Here is a 16,526-nt window from a genome sequence, read left to right on the forward strand (position 1 = left end):
CCGACGACCTCGAACGGCCTTCCGCAAACCGCCCACGGCCCACGACCCCGGCCCACGACCCCGACCACCGCGCACTGCGCTCCACTCGCCACTCGCCGGCCGACAGCGCCCGGCCGCCTGACAACCGCCCGGTCAGCCACGGCGCAAGAGTCAACGGCCAACGGTCAACGGCCCCCGACCGCCACCGCCACCGCCCTCACCTGGAACGCGGCTCGTCCAACGTGTCCAGGATCCGCAACAGCAGCTCGACCGTCGTCCGCGGGTTGATGATCGCGAAGCGGAGGTGCGGACGTCCGTCGGTGGAGGTGGGCGCGACGAACCCGACCTGCTCGGCGAGCAGCGTCGCGCTCCACGCCGCGTAGTCGCCGTGGCCCCACCCGGCCCGCTCGAACGCGACGATGGAGAGCTGCGGATGCCGGATCAGGCGGAGGTGGGGCCGTCGCTCGATCTCCTCGGCGATCGTGCGCGCGGTGGTGATCGTGGAGGTGATGGCGGCACGGTACGCCGCGGCTCCGTGCGAGGCGAGGGAGTACCAGAGGGCGAGACCGCGTGCGCGCCTGGTGAGGTGCACGGCGTAGTCGGCGGGGCTGGGCTCGACGTGTTCCGCCGTCACGTCGAGGTAGGGGGCTCGCTGCGTGTGGCTGCGGCGGGCTCCTTCGGGATCCCGGTAGATGAGCGCGCAGGCGTCGTGCGGGGCGAAGAGCCACTTGTGCGGGTCGACGATCACCGAGTCGGCGTCCGCCACCCCGTCGAACAGGGGTCGGGTCAGGGGCGACAGCATCCCGGCGAGTCCGTAGGCGCCGTCGACGTGGAGCCAGAAGTCGTGTCCGGGGCGGAGGCCCGCGATCCCGGCGATGTCGTCGACGGTCCCGCAGTTGGTGGATCCCGCGGTCGCGACGACGGCGAAGACGGAGTCGCCGTGAGCGTCGAGCGCTGCCCGGACGGCGGGGCCGCGCATCGATCCGTCGGTGTCGCAGTCGACCAGCACGACGTCGACGTCCATGACGTGTGCGGCGCTGACGATGGAGGAGTGCGCCTCCCTGCTGCACACGACGCGCCACCGGTCCGGGGCGACGGGGGTCCGGCGGCGTGCCCGGTCCCGGGCGGCGACGAGAGCGGAGAGGTTCCCGAGGGTGCCACCCTGCACGAACGTCCCCCCGGAGCTCGTGGGGAGGCCGAACTCGTGGGCGAGCCAACGGATGGCCTCGTCCTCGGCGAAGACCGCACCGGATGACGTCTGCCGGAACCCGGCGAAGATCGACGACGCCGTGACCGCCAGGTCGAACGCGATGGCGGCACTGGTCGGGGCTGCGGGGATGAACGACAGGTAGCGGGGGTCGTCGGCGGCGATGCACGCTGGAGCGAGCACGCGCGTGAAGTGGTCGAGGACGGCACTCGTCCCGTGTCCGTCCTCGTCGATGGTGACCTCGCTCCGCTCGGCGAGGTCGCGGGAGGACAGGACGGCACCGAGCGGCAGGTCGTCGTCGAGGAGCCGGTGGCGGACGAGATCGAGGATCTCGTCGACCGTCCGGACCGAATCGTCGCTGATCGTGTGCATCCCCGCCCCACCCGCCGTTGATCGCTGTCCTGAGAGACTACTCATCAAGTCCGCACCCTACCGGAGCGGTGTGGCGGGTCGGGTCGCGCACTACTGTGGATCCGTATGGCCGACATCCTCGCGATCAGCGACCTGCACGTCGGCTACGCCGGCAACCACGACTTCGTGTCCCGGATCGCGCCACGATCAGCCGGCGACTGGCTGATCGTCGCCGGGGACGTCGCGGACCGTCTGGACCAGGTGGTCTCGACGATGCGGACGCTGCGGGAGCGCTTCGAGACGGTGATCTGGGTCCCCGGCAACCACGAACTGTGGTCGCTCCCGGGTGACGTCGGGGGTCTCCGAGGAGTCGCACGCTACGACGCCCTCGTGGCGGCCCTGCGGTCGGTGGGTGTCGTCACGCCGGAAGACCCGTACCCGGTGTGGCCGGGACCGGACGGGCCGCTCGTCGTGGTCCCGCTGTTCCTGCTGTACGACTCCTCGTTCCGCCCTCCGGGAGCACGCTCCGCCGCCGAGGCACTGACCATCGCGGAGCAGGCGGGGGTCGTGTGCTCGGACGAGTTCCTCCTGCATCCCGACCCGTACCCGAGCCGTGCCGCGTGGTGCGCCGCACGCGTCGCGGCCACGCGTGCGCGGCTCGACGCACTGCCCCCGGGCAGCCGCACGGTCCTCGTGAACCACTTCCCGCTCGTGCGGGCGCCCACGGACCGGTTGCGCTACCCGGAGTTCGCCCTGTGGTGCGGCACCGAGGAGACGGCGGACTGGCCGATCCGGTACCGCGCCGAGGCGGTCGTCTACGGGCACCTGCACATCCCCGTGACGGACCGCATCGACGGCATCCCCCACCACGAGGTGTCCCTCGGCTACCCGGACGAGTGGGGAAGCCCCGGGGCGTCGGCGCGTCGGGTCGTGCGGGTCGTCGGTCCCGGAGCGGGCGCGTGACCGGGGCGCTGCGCGGTCTCCTGCCGCACGAGGTCGAGGTCGAGGTGACGACGACGGACGAGGGCGCCGAGTCGCCGTTCGCCGAGGAGCGCGTCGTCGTGTCGCGTGCGGTCGCGGCGCGGCGGGCCGAGTTCGCGACCGTGCGCGCGTGCGCGAGGCGGGCACTGGGCCGGTTGGGGGCCCCGGTGGGCCCGATCCTCCCCGGCGCCGACCGGGCACCCCGCTGGCCCGAGGGCTTCGTCGGCAGTCTGACCCACTGCGACGGGTTCCGGGCCGCGGCGGTCGCACGGGCGTCCGACGTCGTGTCGCTCGGCATCGACGCCGAACCGCACGGCCCGCTGCCGGACGGTGTCGAGGAACTGGTCGCCCTGCGGCAGGAACGCGACCGGCTGACGTCCCTGGCTGCCGGGTCTCCGGACGTCGCGTGGGGTCGGGTGCTCTTCAGCGCGAAGGAGAGCGTCTTCAAGGCGTGGTCCCCGTTGACCGGTCGGTGGCTGGACTTCTCGGAGTGCGAGCTCGTGATCCAGCCGACGGGTACGTTCGACGCGTCGTTCCTCGTCCCCGGGCCGGTCGTCCGCGGCCGGCGCGTCGACGGGTTCGACGGCCGCTGGGCCGTGCAGGACGGACTCGTCGTCACCGCGGTCTGCCTGATCACCGGGTGACCGCGGAGCACGCGAGAACGCGGGTCGACGCTGGGCGAGCAGGTCCGGGAACGACGACGGCCCCGGGAGACCCGGGGCCGTCGTCTGGACCACTTGGTGGAGCTAAGGGGATTCGAACCCCTGACCTTCTCATTGCGAACGAGACGCGCTACCAACTGCGCCATAGCCCCAAGTGCTCGACCACACTAGCACCCTCGTTCGGCCCAGCCGAAATCGCAGGTGGGCCTTCGGGCGTGCCGCGGGTCAGACCGCGCGGCGCCGTCGCATGATCGCGTCGAGGTCGGCCTGCTGGTAGGCGTCGTCGTCGAGAACACCCATGCCGGCCCACTTGCTCGGCGGCCCGGCGGGCTCGTCGGCGGGAGCAGGAGCAGGAGCAGGAGCGCCAGGAGCAATGCCGGCCGACGCAGCAGGGGCCGCGGGGGCCCGGAGCCCGAGCCGTTCGGCCAGACGCCCCTGGTCGTGCGCGGACAGCGACGCCGCAGCCTCTTCGAGCTCGGGTCGCATCCGCGACACCCGCGCCAGCGACGGGTCGGACTCCCCGGCGCGGATCGCGGCAGCTTCGGCCTCGGCTTCCGCCTTGGCCGCGGCGACGCGCTCCTTCAGACGGGCAGCGAGTTCCGCCGACGACTCGGGCGACGCGGCCGGAGCGGCCGGCCGCTCCACGTAGAGGGGTTTCGGAACGTGGTTCGGGGTCCAGGAGCGGTCTGCTGCAGGCTCGGCGGGCTGCTCGGTCGACAGGGGCGGCGCCGGGTCCGTCCAGGCGGTGGCCGGCCGGGAGGCGCGGGTCGCGCCCGTCTCGGCGGCCGCGAGACGCTGCTTCCGCGCCGTCGCCACCTGGTGCAGCTGGGCCAGGACCGCTGCGGACCCACCGGCGGCGACGAGTCCGGCGACACCGACGAGCCAGAGTGACGGTGCCGCGACGAAGACCACGAGGGCGATGACGACGCCGAGCGTGCCGAACAGGGTCGCCCCAAGCCGGGAACGGCGCATGCGCATCGCGGTCAGGGCCGGCACGGCGGACGCCCGCTCGAGCACCGGAGCCTGCTCGGCCAGGCGGCGGGTGATCTCACGCTGCCGCGCGGCTTCGTGGGCTCGGACGATGGCGGTGCGCTTGGCCTCTTCGGACCGGGCGACGCGCTGCGCCTGGGCGAGGGACTTCGCGTTCATCTCGATGCGGACCTCGTCCGGCAGCTCGGCGGTCTGCGCGAGGATCCGGAGGGTCTGCTGCAGCCGGATGGCGTTCCGCTCCGTGGCCAGGTACTGGCGGCGGGCGGCCCACGACGGCATCAGGTAGACGAGCCAGAGGACGGCCGCGACGAGCAGGACGATGCCGCCACCCCACGAGCCGATTCCTGCCATGCGAACACGGTAGGGGCGGCGGTTCCCGAGTCGCGTCATTGCCGGACGCGTGTTGCGCGTGTCGGGGCGGAATCCGTGGGAGGCGAGCCGCGCCTCCAGGCCCGTCAGACGTGGGACGTCAGATGCGGGGCGTCGTGTCCAGCGGCATCGCCGCCTCGTCGCGTGCGGCGAGCGGCACGGCCCCCACGCCGGGCGGCACCTGCCCCTGCACCCAGCGCTCGAGGACGCCCCCGCGGACCTCTTCGGCCACCAGCGCGAAGCAGAAGTGGTCGCGCCAGTCCCCGTTGATGTGGATGTAGCGGCGACGGAGTCCCTCGTACCGGAAGCCGAGCTTCTCGACGACGCGCAGACTCGGAGCGTTCTCCGGCCGGATGCAGATCTCGATCCGGTGCACGCCGAGCGAGCGGAAGCAGTGGTCGACGGCGAGGGCGACGGAGATCGGCGTCACATTGTGGCCGGCGGCGTCCTCGACGACCCAGTAGCCGATGGAGGCGCTCGCGAGCGAGCCGTAGGAGATGCCGGAGACGTTGAGCTGCCCGACGAAACGGCCGTCGAGTTCCATCGCGAACGGGAGTCCGAGTCCCGCGCGGGCGTTGGCCTGGAGCGCGCGGATGCTGCCCCGGACGTCGGTGGAGACGTGTCCGGAGGGGTTCGTGGCCTCCCAGGTGCGGAGCCACGAGCGGTTCGTCGCGAGTGCCGCGTCGAGGTCGCGGGTGTCGCGGAGCCGGAGGGGCCGGATGGTGACCCGCCCGTGGGACAGGGTCGGGATCGTCGTCATCGCTGGGTTCCTCCGGGGTCCCGCCCCGGTGCGGGACGGGGTGTCCCGCCCGGGTCCGTGATCACCGGACCCGAGCGGGATGGCCGACTATTCGCCCGCGTTGAACTCCTTCAGCCACGACTTGAGGTCGGGGCCGAGGTCATCGCGGTCCGAGGCGAGCTGCACGATCGCCTTGATGTAGTCGAGTTTGTCACCCGTGTCGTACCGGCGTCCACGGAACACGACGCCGTACACGCCGCCGGTCCACTCTTCGGCGCTCGCCATCTTCATGAGCGCGTCGGTCAGCTGGATCTCGCCGCCCTTGCCCGGCTCCTGCTTCTCGAGGACGTCGAAGACCTCGGGACGGATGACGTAACGGCCGATGATGGCCAGGTTCGAGGGCGCCTCGCCCTGCGGGGGCTTCTCGACGAGGCCGGTGATCTTCACCACGTCGTCGGTGTCGGTCGGCTCGACCGTGGCGATGCCGTACAGGTGGGTCTGCGACTCGGGCACCTCGAGCAGGGCCACGATGGTGGCGTTCTTCTCGCCCTGGACCTCGATCATGCGCTGGAGCAGCGGGTCACGAGCGTCGATGATGTCGTCACCGAGGAGCACGGCGAACGGCTCGCGGCCGACGTGCATCTTCGCGCGGAGCACCGCGTGGCCGAGGCCGAGCGGGTCACCCTGTCGCACGTAGTGCATGTCGGCGAGGTCCGTCGACTGGTTCACCTTCTGCAGCTTCTCGTGGTCGCCCTTCTTGCGGAGGGTCTCCTCGAGCTCCGACACGTGGTCGAAGTGGTTCTCGAGCGCGTTCTTGTTGCGCCCGGTGATCATCAGCACGTCGGTCAGCCCGGCACCGACAGCCTCTTCCACCACGTACTGGATGGCCGGCTTGTCGACGACGGGGAGCATCTCCTTCGGCATCGCCTTGGTTGCGGGGAGGAAGCGGGTACCCAGCCCTGCGGCCGGGATCACCGCCTTCGAAATCTGGAAGCCCATGCTCAGACCGTATCCGATCCCCCTTTCGAGGGCATGTCGTCGCTCCGGGGGACACGGGACCCCGCGTGTTCCCGGCGGGAAGCCGCAACGGCTCCCCTCGGTAGACTCCTGCGCATGATCGCCGATCTCGGGAACGAGAAGCGCGCCCTGCGAGCCGAACTCCGGCAGCGGCGGCGCACCCGGACCACGACCGAACGCGACGCGGACACCGAGACCCTGACCGCGACCCTGCAGCGCTTCGTCGAGGAGCGCCAGGTGACGTCCCTGGCCCTGTACCTGTCCGCACCGGACGAGCCGAACGTCCGGCCGTTCCTGAACTGGGCGTTCGGGCAGGGCATCCGCGTGCTGCTGCCGATCACCCGCGAGGACGGGCTGCTCGACTGGGCCGTGGGCGACGGCGAGAGCGAGACCGAGAGCCTGCTCGGCCTGCCCGAGGTCGTCGGCGAGGTCCTGTCCCCGCTCGCGATCAACGACGTCGACGCGATCCTCGCCCCGGCGGCGGCGGTCGGGCACGACGGCGTCCGCATGGGCTGGGGGCGCGGCTACTACGACAAGACCCTCGGGTCAATGGCGAACCGTCCGCCCGTCTATGCTGTGATCTTCGACGCGGAGTACCTCGACGAGGTCCCGCGCGAACCCCACGACGAACCCGTTGACGGCATCATCACGCCGTCGCGCATCATCACGTTCCGGAGCTGACGTGCCCACCTACTCGTACCGTTGCACCGAGTGCGACAACGCGTTCGACATCAAGCAGTCCTTCTCCGACGCCACCCTGACGGAGTGCCCGGTCTGCGGCGGCGTCCTGCGCAAGGTGTTCTCCCCCGTCGGCGTGACCTTCAACGGCGGCGGCTTCTACCGCACCGACTCCCGCCCGGCCCCGAAGTCCGAGGGCTCGTCGAGCACCCCGGCGAAGTCCGAGCCGAAGAAGTCCGAGCCGGCGAAGAAGGCCGAGTCGAAGCCCAGCGGCTCGAAGCCCGCCGCGTCCTGACGCGGTCTGCGCTCTCCGGATAGGTTGGGGCGCGTCGCCACTCGGCGGCCGTCCTCGACCCGGAAGGAGACCCTCGCATGAAGGGCTTCAAGGAGTTCCTGCTCCGCGGCAACGTCATCGACCTGGCCGTCGCAGTCGTCATCGGTGCGGCGTTCACCGCGATCGTGACCACGATCGTCAACGCGCTCATCAACCCGCTCATCGGTGCGGTGTTCAACGCTTCGAGCCTGGACACGGCGCTCGTCTGGAGAATTCCGACGGTGTCCGGCGGCAGCGCCAAGATCCTGTTCGGCGCGATCATCGGCGCCGTCATCAACTTCGTCATCGTCGCCGCGGTCGTGTACTTCGCGCTCGTCGTGCCCGTCAACCACCTGAAGAAGGTGGCGTTCGAGCGCGTCAAGAACGACGAGCAGCAGACCCCGCAGGACGTCCCCCCGACCGACGTCGAGGTGCTGCTCGAGATCCGCGACCTGCTCCGCCCGCAGAACGGCGGCGCGACCAGCACGGGGGCGCACATCGCCCCGTCGAACGCTCCCGAGGGGCCCGGCATCGGCGGCTCGACGAAGCTCTAGCGCGCGACGGAACCAGGTTCCGGGCACAACACCGCGGAGATCCGCGGTGCTGTGTCCGGAACCTGGTTTCGTTTGCGAGGGGGCCCGTCAGGCGGCGGGCACCGCGCGGCGCTTCGCGAACATCGCGACGGCGTACTGCGCACCGGCGAGCACGTGCCCCGCGGTGCCGAGGTACACGAACACCAGGGCCACGACCCGGACCCACGGCGCGTTCTCGTCGACGGTGTGCACCGCGGAGAACAGCAGCACCGGCAGCCCGACGAACAGCAGGGCCGAGCGGATCTTGCCCGTCCACGTGACGTCGAGGTCCGGGTTGCCGTGGAACAGCACGCTCGACAGGACGACGAGGACCAGGTCGACGAGCACGACGACGGCCACCACCCACCAGGGCAGCAGGCCGACGAGCACCAGGGACAGCACGATCGCGATGATCGCCAGGCGGTCGGCGACGGGGTCGATCGCCTTGCCGAGCTTGGATCCCTGGTCGAACCTGCGGGCGATGAAGCCGTCCGCCCAGTCGCTCACGCCGATCACGACGAGGGCGACGAGCGCCCACCCCGGGTGGCCGGCGACGACGAGGCCGATGAACACCGGGATCAGCACGAGGCGGAACAGCGTGATCAGGTTCGGCCAGGTCTGCCAGTCGGGGCGCTGTCGCGCGGTGTCAGTCATCACGGGCCAGGCTACCGGTTACCAGTGCGGGGGGACGTCGCGCCGGAGCTGGTCGTCGTTCTCACCGTCGCGGTGCCGCGCCGGTTCCGGCGGCGGCGTCGGGTCGTAGCCCGCCACCGGCTGGGTGGTGACGCGTCTGCGGCGCCGCACCGGGCCTCCCGGCTGGTCCGCCGTCTCGCCTCCGTCAGCGGCGGGACGGACGGGAGGCGCGGCTGACGACGCGTCGTCGACCCGCGTCCACGTGCCCACCAGCTGGTCCGTCTCCGGCGTCACCGGACCGGCGGGCCGCGAGGCCCGGCGGCTCATCGGCGCGCGGGGATCGGCGGGATCGAGATCTCCTGCGTGGCGCCGCGGTCGACCCCGAGCACGGACGCGACGGTGTCGGCGACGCGGTCCGGGTCGGAGAACAGCTGGAACGCGTGCACGCGCACGTAGTGCCAGCCGAGTCGGCGGAGCACCTCGGGACGCAGGCGCAGGGACTCGCGCAGTGATCCCTTGACCAGCGACGCATCGGTCTCGATCGTGACGCAGACCCCGCCGTGCGCGGCGACGAGGCCGAGCTTGCCGCGGTGTCCGAGCGCGACCGGGATGCCGCGCATCTCGAGGCGACGTGCGAGGTCGACGAGCAGGGGGTCGGAGTCGTCCGGCACGTACTCGGCGGTGGTGCGGGCACGCACCTCGGCCAGGATCTCGGCGAGGGCGACGGTGCCGTGGCCCATGCGCTCGGCCTCGATGTCCGACGGCTGGAAGCAGGTGACGATGACCATCGAGCGACGCGCACGGGTCATGGCGACGGCCAGCAGCCGCTCGCCTCCGGGCTTGCCGAGCGGACCGAAGTCGCGGAGCACGCGGCCGTGCGGGGTCCGGCCGTAGCCGATGGAGAACACGACGCGGTCGCGGCTCTGCGCCACCGACTGCTCGAGCGTCGCCACGATGAACGGCTCGGCGCGGTCGCCGATGACGAACTCGGTCAGGTCCTTGTGGCCCTGGGCGGCGGTCAGCACGGCCTGCTCGACGCGCACGGCGTGCTTCGCCGACGCGGTGATGACCATGAGCGACTCGGTCGGACGGGTGCGGGCGTGGTCGATGACGAGCCGGACCACGCGGTCCACCTCGGCGTCGACGCTCTCGACGGCACCGGACTCGGGGTCGGGCACGGCCTTGCCGTCGCTGACGTAGTCGAGCGCGATCGAGCCGTGGCCGAGGAACGAGCCGGCCCACGGCAGGGACTCGATCTTGCCGCCGTAGAAGCGACGGTTCACGAGCTCGGCCAGGTCCTCGCCGCCGGCACGGTACGACCGCGACAGCGACAGGGTCGGCAGCAGGGTGGACAGCTTCGCCAGGGCGGAGTCCGCGTGGAACGCGTCGAGCGTGCCCTCGTCGACCTGCAGCGCCCGGTGCTCGGGGTCCACGGCGATGCGGAACGGCGACGGCGTCTGGGTGACCGGGTCACCGAAGACGACGGTCTGGCGGGCACGGCGGACGGCACCGACGGTCTCGGCGATGGTCACGGCGCCGGCGTCGACCAGGATCACGGTGTCGAACGGCATGGTGTCGGCGATCTGCGGCACCTCGTACGGGCTGGCGAGCCAGACGGGTGCGATCGACCGGGACAGGTGCGGTGCGGAGTCCTGCAGCAGGCGCGAGGTGATCGCGCCGTCGCGGAGCTGGGTCTTGAGCGCCGTCGCTTCTTCGGGCCAGTCGACGAGACCGACCTTCCAGTTCTCGGCGAGCTGCCACGCCAGGCCCTGGGAGACCCCGGCCGCGTGGGCGTCGTCCACCAGGCGGAAGTCGGCCTCGACCCGGTCGAGCATGTCGGTGTTGGCACCGAGCAGGGCACGGTCGGACTCGAGCATGGTCTCGAGGGCGGACTGCCACCAGGCGAGCTCGAGCTCGGCCGGCACCTGCACGTCCGGCACGTGCCGGTTCGCCAGATCGGTGATGAGCGGCTCGAGCTGCAGGTCGCGCAGGGTCTGCATGAGCTCGGTGCGCTCCTGCAGGTTGTGCAGGACGTCGGACTCGGCGGCGAGCTCGGCGATGGTCGGGACGAGCTGGTCGACCGGGGTGTTCGCGAGCTGGCGGTCACGCTCGGTGCGGCCCAGCGGCTCGTCGAGGCGCGCGAGGTCCTCGGCGACGTTCGAGAACAGCACCTGGACGTCGGCGATGCCGGTGGGCACCTCGGGGTTCACGCCGGCGGCGACGTAGCGCTGCCAGAGCACCCGCTGCTGCTGGACGCGGGTCAGGGCCTCGTGCAGGTCGGACACGTGCACGCCCGGACGGACGTACTCGCGGGCGAGCTTCTTGAGCCGGCGACGGTTCGTCGACGACATCGGGGCACCCTCGCCGCGGGGCGCGGTGGCGGCCACGAGCTCGGACACCGAGCGGTCGAAGACCACCGGCAGGAAGCGGTCGAGCGTGTCACGGATCTCGGTGAGCAGGCGCAGGTAGATGCCGAGCTCGTTGATGGTCGTGAACTGGCGCATGTGCGTCGAGCTCACCAGGTCGTGGGCGCGGCGGAGCAGGGTCGGCAGGCCGTCGGCGTCGAGGTCCTTCGCGATGCGGTGCGCGCGCTGGGCACCGTCGCTCGAACCGAACTTCGCGCCGTACCAGGGCGAGTCGTCGGGGCCGTAGCGGAACTCACCGAGGTTCGCGGCGCTGACCATCGTCTCGGCGACGCGCGAGCGGCCCTCGACCATCGAGGCGACGGACTGCTTCGACAGGCGCGCGGTGGTCGACGGGGCGACGGGCAGCAGCGACAGGCGCGACAGCTCCACCAGGCAGTCGAGCACCGAGACGCCGAAGTCGGGGTCCTTGCGGGTGAGCGAGCCCCGGTAGTCCTTGAGCACCTTGCGCAGGCGGACCAGGGCGTCGTCGACCTCGCGGAGGTTCGGACGCGCGGCCTTCTCGTTCCGGGCGATGGCACGGACGACGTCACGGCGCAGGGTCGACGGCGTGACCGCGACCCCGGGCAGCTGGACCTCGCCGAAGCGGGCGGCGATGCCCCGCAGGGTGGCGCGGCGCGGGCTCACGACGAGCACGCGCTTGTTCGCGGCGACCAGGCCGCCCAGGGCGTTCACGATGGTCTGCGTGCCACCGGTGCCTGGAAGGGTCTTCACGACGATGGAGTTGCCGGCCGTGATCTGCGCGATCACGTTCTCCTGCTCGTCGTCGGCGTCGAGCAGGAGCGTGTCGGTCTCCGGGCTGCGCTCGTCCGACGGGGTCTGCTCGACCGGGTGGTAGGACTGCTCGACCTGCCACTTCGCGCTCGGGTTGCCGGCGAGGGCGTCGAGCACGGGGTGCGACAGGTCGCCGGTGTCCTCGACCATGCCGGTCGCGACCTCGGCGAAGGTGGACACCACGAGGCGTGCGTGCACCGAGAAGCCGGGGATGTGCGCGGTCAGGCCACGCAGGCGGTCGATGACGGGGTTCGGCGTGAAGGAGCCGTCCTGCTGCGCGAGGGCCACGAAGGACTGCGCGTCGAGGATGACCCCGAACTGCTCGTGCAGGGCGTCGGCGAGGCCCGGGTTGAGCACCGGTTCGCCGAGCAGGCGCACCTCGAAGTCGCGTCCGTGCCGGCGGATCGCCAGCGGGCGCAGGAGCACCGGGCCGCGGAACTGCTCGTCGCCGTGCTTCCAGTCGGCCATGCCGATGCCGAGCTTCACGGCGTCGATGCCGCGCACGGTGGCCAGCTCGGTGCCCTTCGCCTCGACGTGTCCGGCGGCCACGCGGGCGGCACGGAGCGCCACCTCGTCGCGGATCAGGCTGGACAGCAGGGTCGTCTTGCCGGTGATGAACTGCGCGAGACCGCCCGGGTGGGTGGTCGAGAGTTCGATGCGGGCGCGCGGGTGGTCGCTGAAGTGCGTGAGCGGGCTCGTGCCGCCGACACCGGTCAGCTGGGTGCGCCAGCCGTCCCACGTCGGTTCGGCCGCGTTGCCGGCCTGCAGCCGCGGGTCGCCGAGGCTGATCGCCTGCGGGCTCGTCATCTGCAGCTCCGGGCGGAGCGTGCGGTCCGGCTCGTCGGTCCGTTCCTGGTCCACGTCCTGCTGCTCGTCTCGGTCGTCGTCGGGGCGCGCGCGGGCACCCTCGACGGGGACGTCGTCGTTCACGTCGTCCTCACCGTCGGTCACCCTGTCCGCTCGCCACACATCCGACACTGTAGGCGGAACCGGACGGCCTCTCTGGCAATGAACCGAGGTTTCGGGGTTTCCGCACGGACGTGACCGCCGTGCGGCCCGACGTGCGCCACCGTCCGACCCGACGTGCGGCGCGCCCGATCCGACGGCAGCCCCGTCCGGTGTGGTACCAACGGGGCATGGCCATCGACGACCGCACCGCTCCGTCCGCCCCCACGCCGAACCGGCGTCGATCGGTCCCCGCCGAGATCTCACGGTCGTGGCTGCTGGTGTCCGGCACTGCCACCGACCGGTTCGACAAGTCCCAGCGCTCCCGCGCCGACCAGATCATCCTGGACATCGAGGACGCCGTCGATCCCGCCGCGAAGCCCTCGGCCCGGCAGGGCGTCGCCGCCTGGCTGGCCGGCGGTGGCGAGGCCTGGGTGCGCATCAACGACGTCACGACGGACTTCTGGGCGGACGACGTCGAGGAGCTCCGCGGCCTGCCCGGGCTGCAGGGCGTCATGCTCGCCAAGACCGAGTCCCCCGCCCAGGTCACCGACACCTGGCACCGGCTCGGTGGCCAGACGCCGGTGATCGCCCTGGTCGAGTCGGCCCTGGGCATCGAGGAGTCCGTGTCGATCGCCAAGGCGCAGGGCGCGTTCCGCCTGGCCTTCGGTTCCGGCGACTACCGCCGCGACACCGGGACCAGCGCCGACACGCTCGCGATGGCGTACCCGCGGTCGAAGCTGGTCGTCGCCTCGCGCGTCGGCGACCTGCCGGGCCCGATCGACGGCCCCACGGTCGGGTCGTCGCACCCGATCCTCCGCGAGCAGTCGCAGGTGGCCGTGTCGCTCGGCCTCACCGGCAAGCTCTGCCTGGACACCGAGCAGCTCCCCGTCATCAACGAGGTCATCTCCCCCACCCCGACCGACGTCGCCTGGGCGCAGGACTTCCTGGACGACTTCGAGGCCCGCGGCCGGGTCATCCGCGACGGTTCCGACCTGCCGCGGCTCGGTCGGGCGCAGAAGATCCAGCGGCTCGCACAGGCGTTCGGGGTCGAGGCGCGGTAGGACTGCACGCATGACCTGGTCCAACGTCCCCGGCCCTCCGCCGCAGCCCTCCTCCGGCCCCACGGACGCGCAGCGCGCGGCGTGGGAGCGCGGTGGCACCACGTTGTTCCCGCCGGCGAAGCTCGCCGACCGGATCTCGACGGTGCTGCTCCTGGTGTTCGGTGCCGTCATGACCGCGATCACGGCGGTCGTCGGCATCGTCGCGATCGCCTCGGCCACGGCGGAGTGCGACGCCTCGTCGGGCTGCACGCCCGGCGGGTACTTCGGTGGCGCGGCCATCGCGGTCGGTGGCGCCTTCGTCATCGGGGTCGCCACGATCGTGCTGTCGATCGGCGCGTGGATCCGACGGAAGCCGTCGTGGTGGATCGCCGCGATCGGCTTCGTGCTCGCGATCGTCGTCATCGTGTGGGGCGGGGTCGTGTTCGCGAACGCCGTCGACAGCGGTTCTGCCTCGTCGTCGGTGTCCGCCAGCGCCTGACCGGCGCACCGACACCGCCCTTGCGACCGGACACCGTCGTCCGACGCGTGTCGGGTCGGAGAACGCGTGTGCGTTCCGGACTGGAGGCGCGGGGCGGGGGCCGCCACGCGCCTCCAGTCCGGAGCGGGGTAGCGTCCCGGGCATGGTGACGGTGTCGCGGACGACGGTCGCGGTGGTCGGTGGCGGCCCCGCAGGGGTCGTCCTCGGGCTGCTGCTCGCCCGTGCCGGCGTCGACGTGCGTGTGCTCGAGCGGCACGACGACTTCAACCGGGACTTCCGGGGCGACACGGTGCACGCCTCGACCATCCGGCTGCTCGACGAACTCGGCCTCGGTGCACCGTTCCGGGCGCTGCCGCAGTCACGCCTCGACGACTTCTCGCTGCCGATGCCGGACGGGTCACGACTGCTGCTCGGTGACTTCTCGCGTCTCGCACCGCCGTACGACCACGTGGCGATGGTGCCGCAGTGGGACCTGCTCGACCTGCTCGTGACCGCCGCCCGTCGGGAACCGTCGTTCCGCATCTCGATGGGCCTCGCCGCGACCGGGCTCATCGAGGAGAACGGGGTCGTGACCGGAGTCCACCTGCGGCCGCGGGACGGGACCGGCGAACCCGAGGAACTCCGCGCCGACGTCGTGATCGCCTGCGACGGGCGGAACTCGGTGCTGCGTCGCGCCGCCGGGCTCGTGCCGCGAGCGTTCCGGGTGCCGTTCGACACCTGGTGGTTCCGGTTGCCCCGGCACCCCGGGGACGCGGCGAGCGCCCTCACCCCCGCGTTCTCGGACCGGGACGTGCTGCTGAGCTTCCCGCGACCGGACTACCACCAGGTCGCGTACTTCGCGCCGAAGGGCTCGGACGCGGCCCTGCGCGCCGCGGGGGTGAAGGCCTTCCGGGCCCGGGTGGCGCGGCTCCGACCGGACTTCGCGGACCGGGTCGACGCGATCGCCTCGATGGACGAGGTGCACGTGCTCGACGTCCGGATGAACCGCCTGCGCCGGTGGTGGCACCCGGGGCTGCTCTGCATCGGGGACGCCGCACATGCGATGTCGCCCGCCGGCGGGGTCGGCATCAACCTCGCGGTGCAGGACGCGGTGGCGACCGCGACGATCCTGGTACCGGCGCTCCGACGGGGGCTCCGCGGTGGTGGCCTCGACCGGGCGCTCGCAGCCGTCCAGCGTCGCCGGACCCCGCCCGCAGCCCTGGTGCAGGCCGCGCAGGCGGTGCTGCACCGGGTCGTGTTCGAGCGGGCCTTCGCCGGGCACCTGCAGGACGGTCCGCCGCTGCTCCCGGTGCTGCTCGCGCGCTGGGTCCCGCCGGTCCGGGGCCTCTACGCCCGCGGCATCGCGTTCGGCCCGCTGCCGGAACACGCGCCGTCGTGGGCTCGTCGGTGACGAAGGCTCGTGGCGCGTCGGTGCGGGAACTGGGCGTCGGCGTCGGGGGCGGGCGCATGCTGGGCCGATGAAGCAACGAGTCATCGGAGACGTGTCCGTCAGTGCCGTCGGTCTGGGCGGCATGCCCATGTCGATCGAGGGCCGACCGGACGAGCGTCAGTCCATCGCCACGATCCATGCAGCGCTCGAGAACGGTGTCACGCTCATCGACACCGCCGACGCCTACCACCTGGGCGGCCACGACGAGGTGGGGCACAACGAGGAGCTCATCGCGCGGGCCGTCCGGGAGTTCCACGACGACACCTCGGACGTGCTCATCGCGACGAAGGGCGGACACCTGCGTCCCGAAGCCGGCAACTGGGCGCAGAACGGGCACCCGGAGTACCTGAAGGAGGCGGCGAAGGCCTCGGCGAAGCGGCTCGGCGTCGAGCAGATCGGCCTGTACCAGTTCCACCGCCCCGACCCGGCGGTGCCGTACGCCGACTCGATCGGGGCGCTCGCCGAGCTGCTCGACGAGGGCGTCATCCGGATGGCGGGCATCTCGAACGCCGACCCGGACCAGATCCGCACCGCGAACGAGGTCCTCGGCGGACGCCTGGCGTCGGTGCAGAACCAGTACTCGCCGAAGTTCAGGTCGAGCGAGCCGGAACTCGAGCTGTGCGACGAGCTCGGCATCGCGTTCCTGCCGTGGAGCCCCCTCGGTGGCATCGGGAGCGCGGCGGACCTCGGCACGGCGTTCGAGGACTTCGCGTACATCGCCCGCGACCGTGGGGTCACCCCGCAGGTCATCGCCCTGGCGTGGGAGCTGCAGAAGAGCGACGTCGTCGTGCCGATCCCCGGTGCGTCGCGGCCGCAGTCCATCCTGAACTCGATCACGGCGCCGACCGTGCGGCTGCGGCCGGAGGATGTCGCACGCCTCGACGCCTCGCAGCCCGCGGCCGTCTGACGCCCGTTCCCCCGA

General features: G+C 71.9%; 15 protein-coding genes and 1 tRNA gene. 9 read left to right on the top strand and 7 right to left on the bottom strand.

Features of this window, described 5'->3' with window-relative positions; all coding sequences use genetic code 11:
• Nucleotides 1-196: 196 nt before the first annotated feature.
• Nucleotides 197-1,558, bottom strand: a complete 1,362-nt coding sequence (locus QRN49_RS00200) for a pyridoxal phosphate-dependent decarboxylase family protein (RefSeq protein ID WP_246552853.1) — start codon at nucleotides 1,556-1,558, stop codon at nucleotides 197-199.
• 105 nt (nucleotides 1,559-1,663) lie between these two features.
• Between QRN49_RS00200 and QRN49_RS00205 the strand changes: the two genes are divergently transcribed.
• Together QRN49_RS00205 and QRN49_RS00210 are read left to right on the top strand one after the other, a co-directional pair.
• Nucleotides 1,664-2,500, top strand: a complete 837-nt coding sequence (locus tag QRN49_RS00205) for a metallophosphoesterase family protein (protein WP_111032386.1) — start codon at nucleotides 1,664-1,666, stop codon at nucleotides 2,498-2,500.
• A complete protein-coding gene (locus QRN49_RS00210) occupies nucleotides 2,497-3,162 on the top strand; it encodes a 4'-phosphopantetheinyl transferase family protein (protein WP_220035337.1) in 666 nt (221 codons plus the stop codon). Before QRN49_RS00205 ends, QRN49_RS00210 begins: the two co-directional genes overlap by 4 nt.
• A gap of 94 nt (nucleotides 3,163-3,256) precedes the next feature.
• Here the strand turns inward: QRN49_RS00210 and QRN49_RS00215 are convergent.
• From QRN49_RS00215 to galU, 4 genes are all read right to left on the bottom strand, one after another.
• A tRNA-Ala gene (locus QRN49_RS00215) sits at nucleotides 3,257-3,332 on the bottom strand.
• 73 nt (nucleotides 3,333-3,405) lie between these two features.
• Nucleotides 3,406-4,521, bottom strand: coding sequence for a hypothetical protein (locus tag QRN49_RS00220; RefSeq protein WP_284753190.1), 1,116 nt, complete (start codon nucleotides 4,519-4,521; stop codon nucleotides 3,406-3,408).
• A gap of 118 nt (nucleotides 4,522-4,639) precedes the next feature.
• Entirely contained in the window at nucleotides 4,640-5,299 is a 660-nt protein-coding gene (locus QRN49_RS00225) for a GNAT family N-acetyltransferase (protein WP_110865431.1), read from the bottom strand.
• An 87-nt stretch (nucleotides 5,300-5,386) separates the two neighbouring features.
• Entirely contained in the window at nucleotides 5,387-6,277 is an 891-nt protein-coding gene (galU, locus tag QRN49_RS00230) for a UTP--glucose-1-phosphate uridylyltransferase GalU (protein ID WP_027466560.1), read from the bottom strand.
• A gap of 114 nt (nucleotides 6,278-6,391) precedes the next feature.
• Between galU and QRN49_RS00235 the strand changes: the two genes are divergently transcribed.
• The 3 genes from QRN49_RS00235 (at nucleotide 6,392) to mscL (ending at nucleotide 7,840) form a co-directional block, all read left to right on the top strand.
• Nucleotides 6,392-6,976: a 5-formyltetrahydrofolate cyclo-ligase gene (locus tag QRN49_RS00235; RefSeq protein WP_111024332.1), complete on the top strand. Its 585-nt coding sequence runs from the start codon at nucleotides 6,392-6,394 to the stop codon at nucleotides 6,974-6,976.
• A gap of 1 nt (nucleotide 6,977) precedes the next feature.
• A complete protein-coding gene (locus QRN49_RS00240; protein ID WP_027466562.1) occupies nucleotides 6,978-7,268 on the top strand; it encodes an FmdB family zinc ribbon protein in 291 nt (96 codons plus the stop codon).
• Between the two features lie 77 nt (nucleotides 7,269-7,345).
• Complete coding sequence (mscL, locus tag QRN49_RS00245; protein ID WP_194654442.1) at nucleotides 7,346-7,840, top strand: large conductance mechanosensitive channel protein MscL; 495 nt, start codon at nucleotides 7,346-7,348, stop codon at nucleotides 7,838-7,840.
• An 87-nt stretch (nucleotides 7,841-7,927) separates the two neighbouring features.
• On the opposite strand, the gene QRN49_RS00250 is transcribed toward mscL, so the two are convergent.
• Both QRN49_RS00250 and QRN49_RS00255 read right to left on the bottom strand, forming a co-directional pair.
• Entirely contained in the window at nucleotides 7,928-8,512 is a 585-nt protein-coding gene (locus tag QRN49_RS00250) for a CDP-alcohol phosphatidyltransferase family protein (protein WP_071244104.1), read from the bottom strand.
• Between the two features lie 302 nt (nucleotides 8,513-8,814).
• Nucleotides 8,815-12,639 carry an AAA family ATPase gene (locus QRN49_RS00255; protein WP_502868946.1) on the bottom strand — a complete coding sequence of 1,275 codons (3,825 nt, stop codon included), beginning with the start codon at nucleotides 12,637-12,639 and terminating at the stop codon, nucleotides 8,815-8,817.
• Between the two features lie 185 nt (nucleotides 12,640-12,824).
• On the opposite strand from QRN49_RS00255, the gene QRN49_RS00260 reads away from it, so the two are divergent.
• The 4 genes from QRN49_RS00260 (at nucleotide 12,825) to QRN49_RS00275 (ending at nucleotide 16,511) form a co-directional block, all read left to right on the top strand.
• The gene (locus QRN49_RS00260; RefSeq protein ID WP_017887994.1) at nucleotides 12,825-13,697 is read left to right on the top strand and encodes an HpcH/HpaI aldolase/citrate lyase family protein; all 873 of its coding nucleotides are present in this window, start codon (nucleotides 12,825-12,827) and stop codon (nucleotides 13,695-13,697) included.
• Between the two features lie 10 nt (nucleotides 13,698-13,707).
• Nucleotides 13,708-14,175 (top strand): DUF6264 family protein, encoded by a 468-nt coding sequence (locus tag QRN49_RS00265; RefSeq protein WP_284753204.1) that lies wholly within the window; start codon nucleotides 13,708-13,710, stop codon nucleotides 14,173-14,175.
• Nucleotides 14,176-14,317: 142 nt separating this feature from the next.
• Complete coding sequence (locus tag QRN49_RS00270) at nucleotides 14,318-15,565, top strand: FAD-dependent oxidoreductase (RefSeq protein ID WP_284753205.1); 1,248 nt, start codon at nucleotides 14,318-14,320, stop codon at nucleotides 15,563-15,565.
• Nucleotides 15,566-15,632: 67 nt separating this feature from the next.
• Nucleotides 15,633-16,511: an aldo/keto reductase gene (locus QRN49_RS00275; protein WP_194624078.1), complete on the top strand. Its 879-nt coding sequence runs from the start codon at nucleotides 15,633-15,635 to the stop codon at nucleotides 16,509-16,511.
• Nucleotides 16,512-16,526: the final 15 nt, after the last annotated feature.

The sequence above is a fragment of the Curtobacterium sp. ME-Dv--P-122a genome (assembly GCF_030209645.1).
GTDB classification, from domain to species: Bacteria; Actinomycetota; Actinomycetes; order Actinomycetales; family Microbacteriaceae; genus Curtobacterium; species Curtobacterium flaccumfaciens.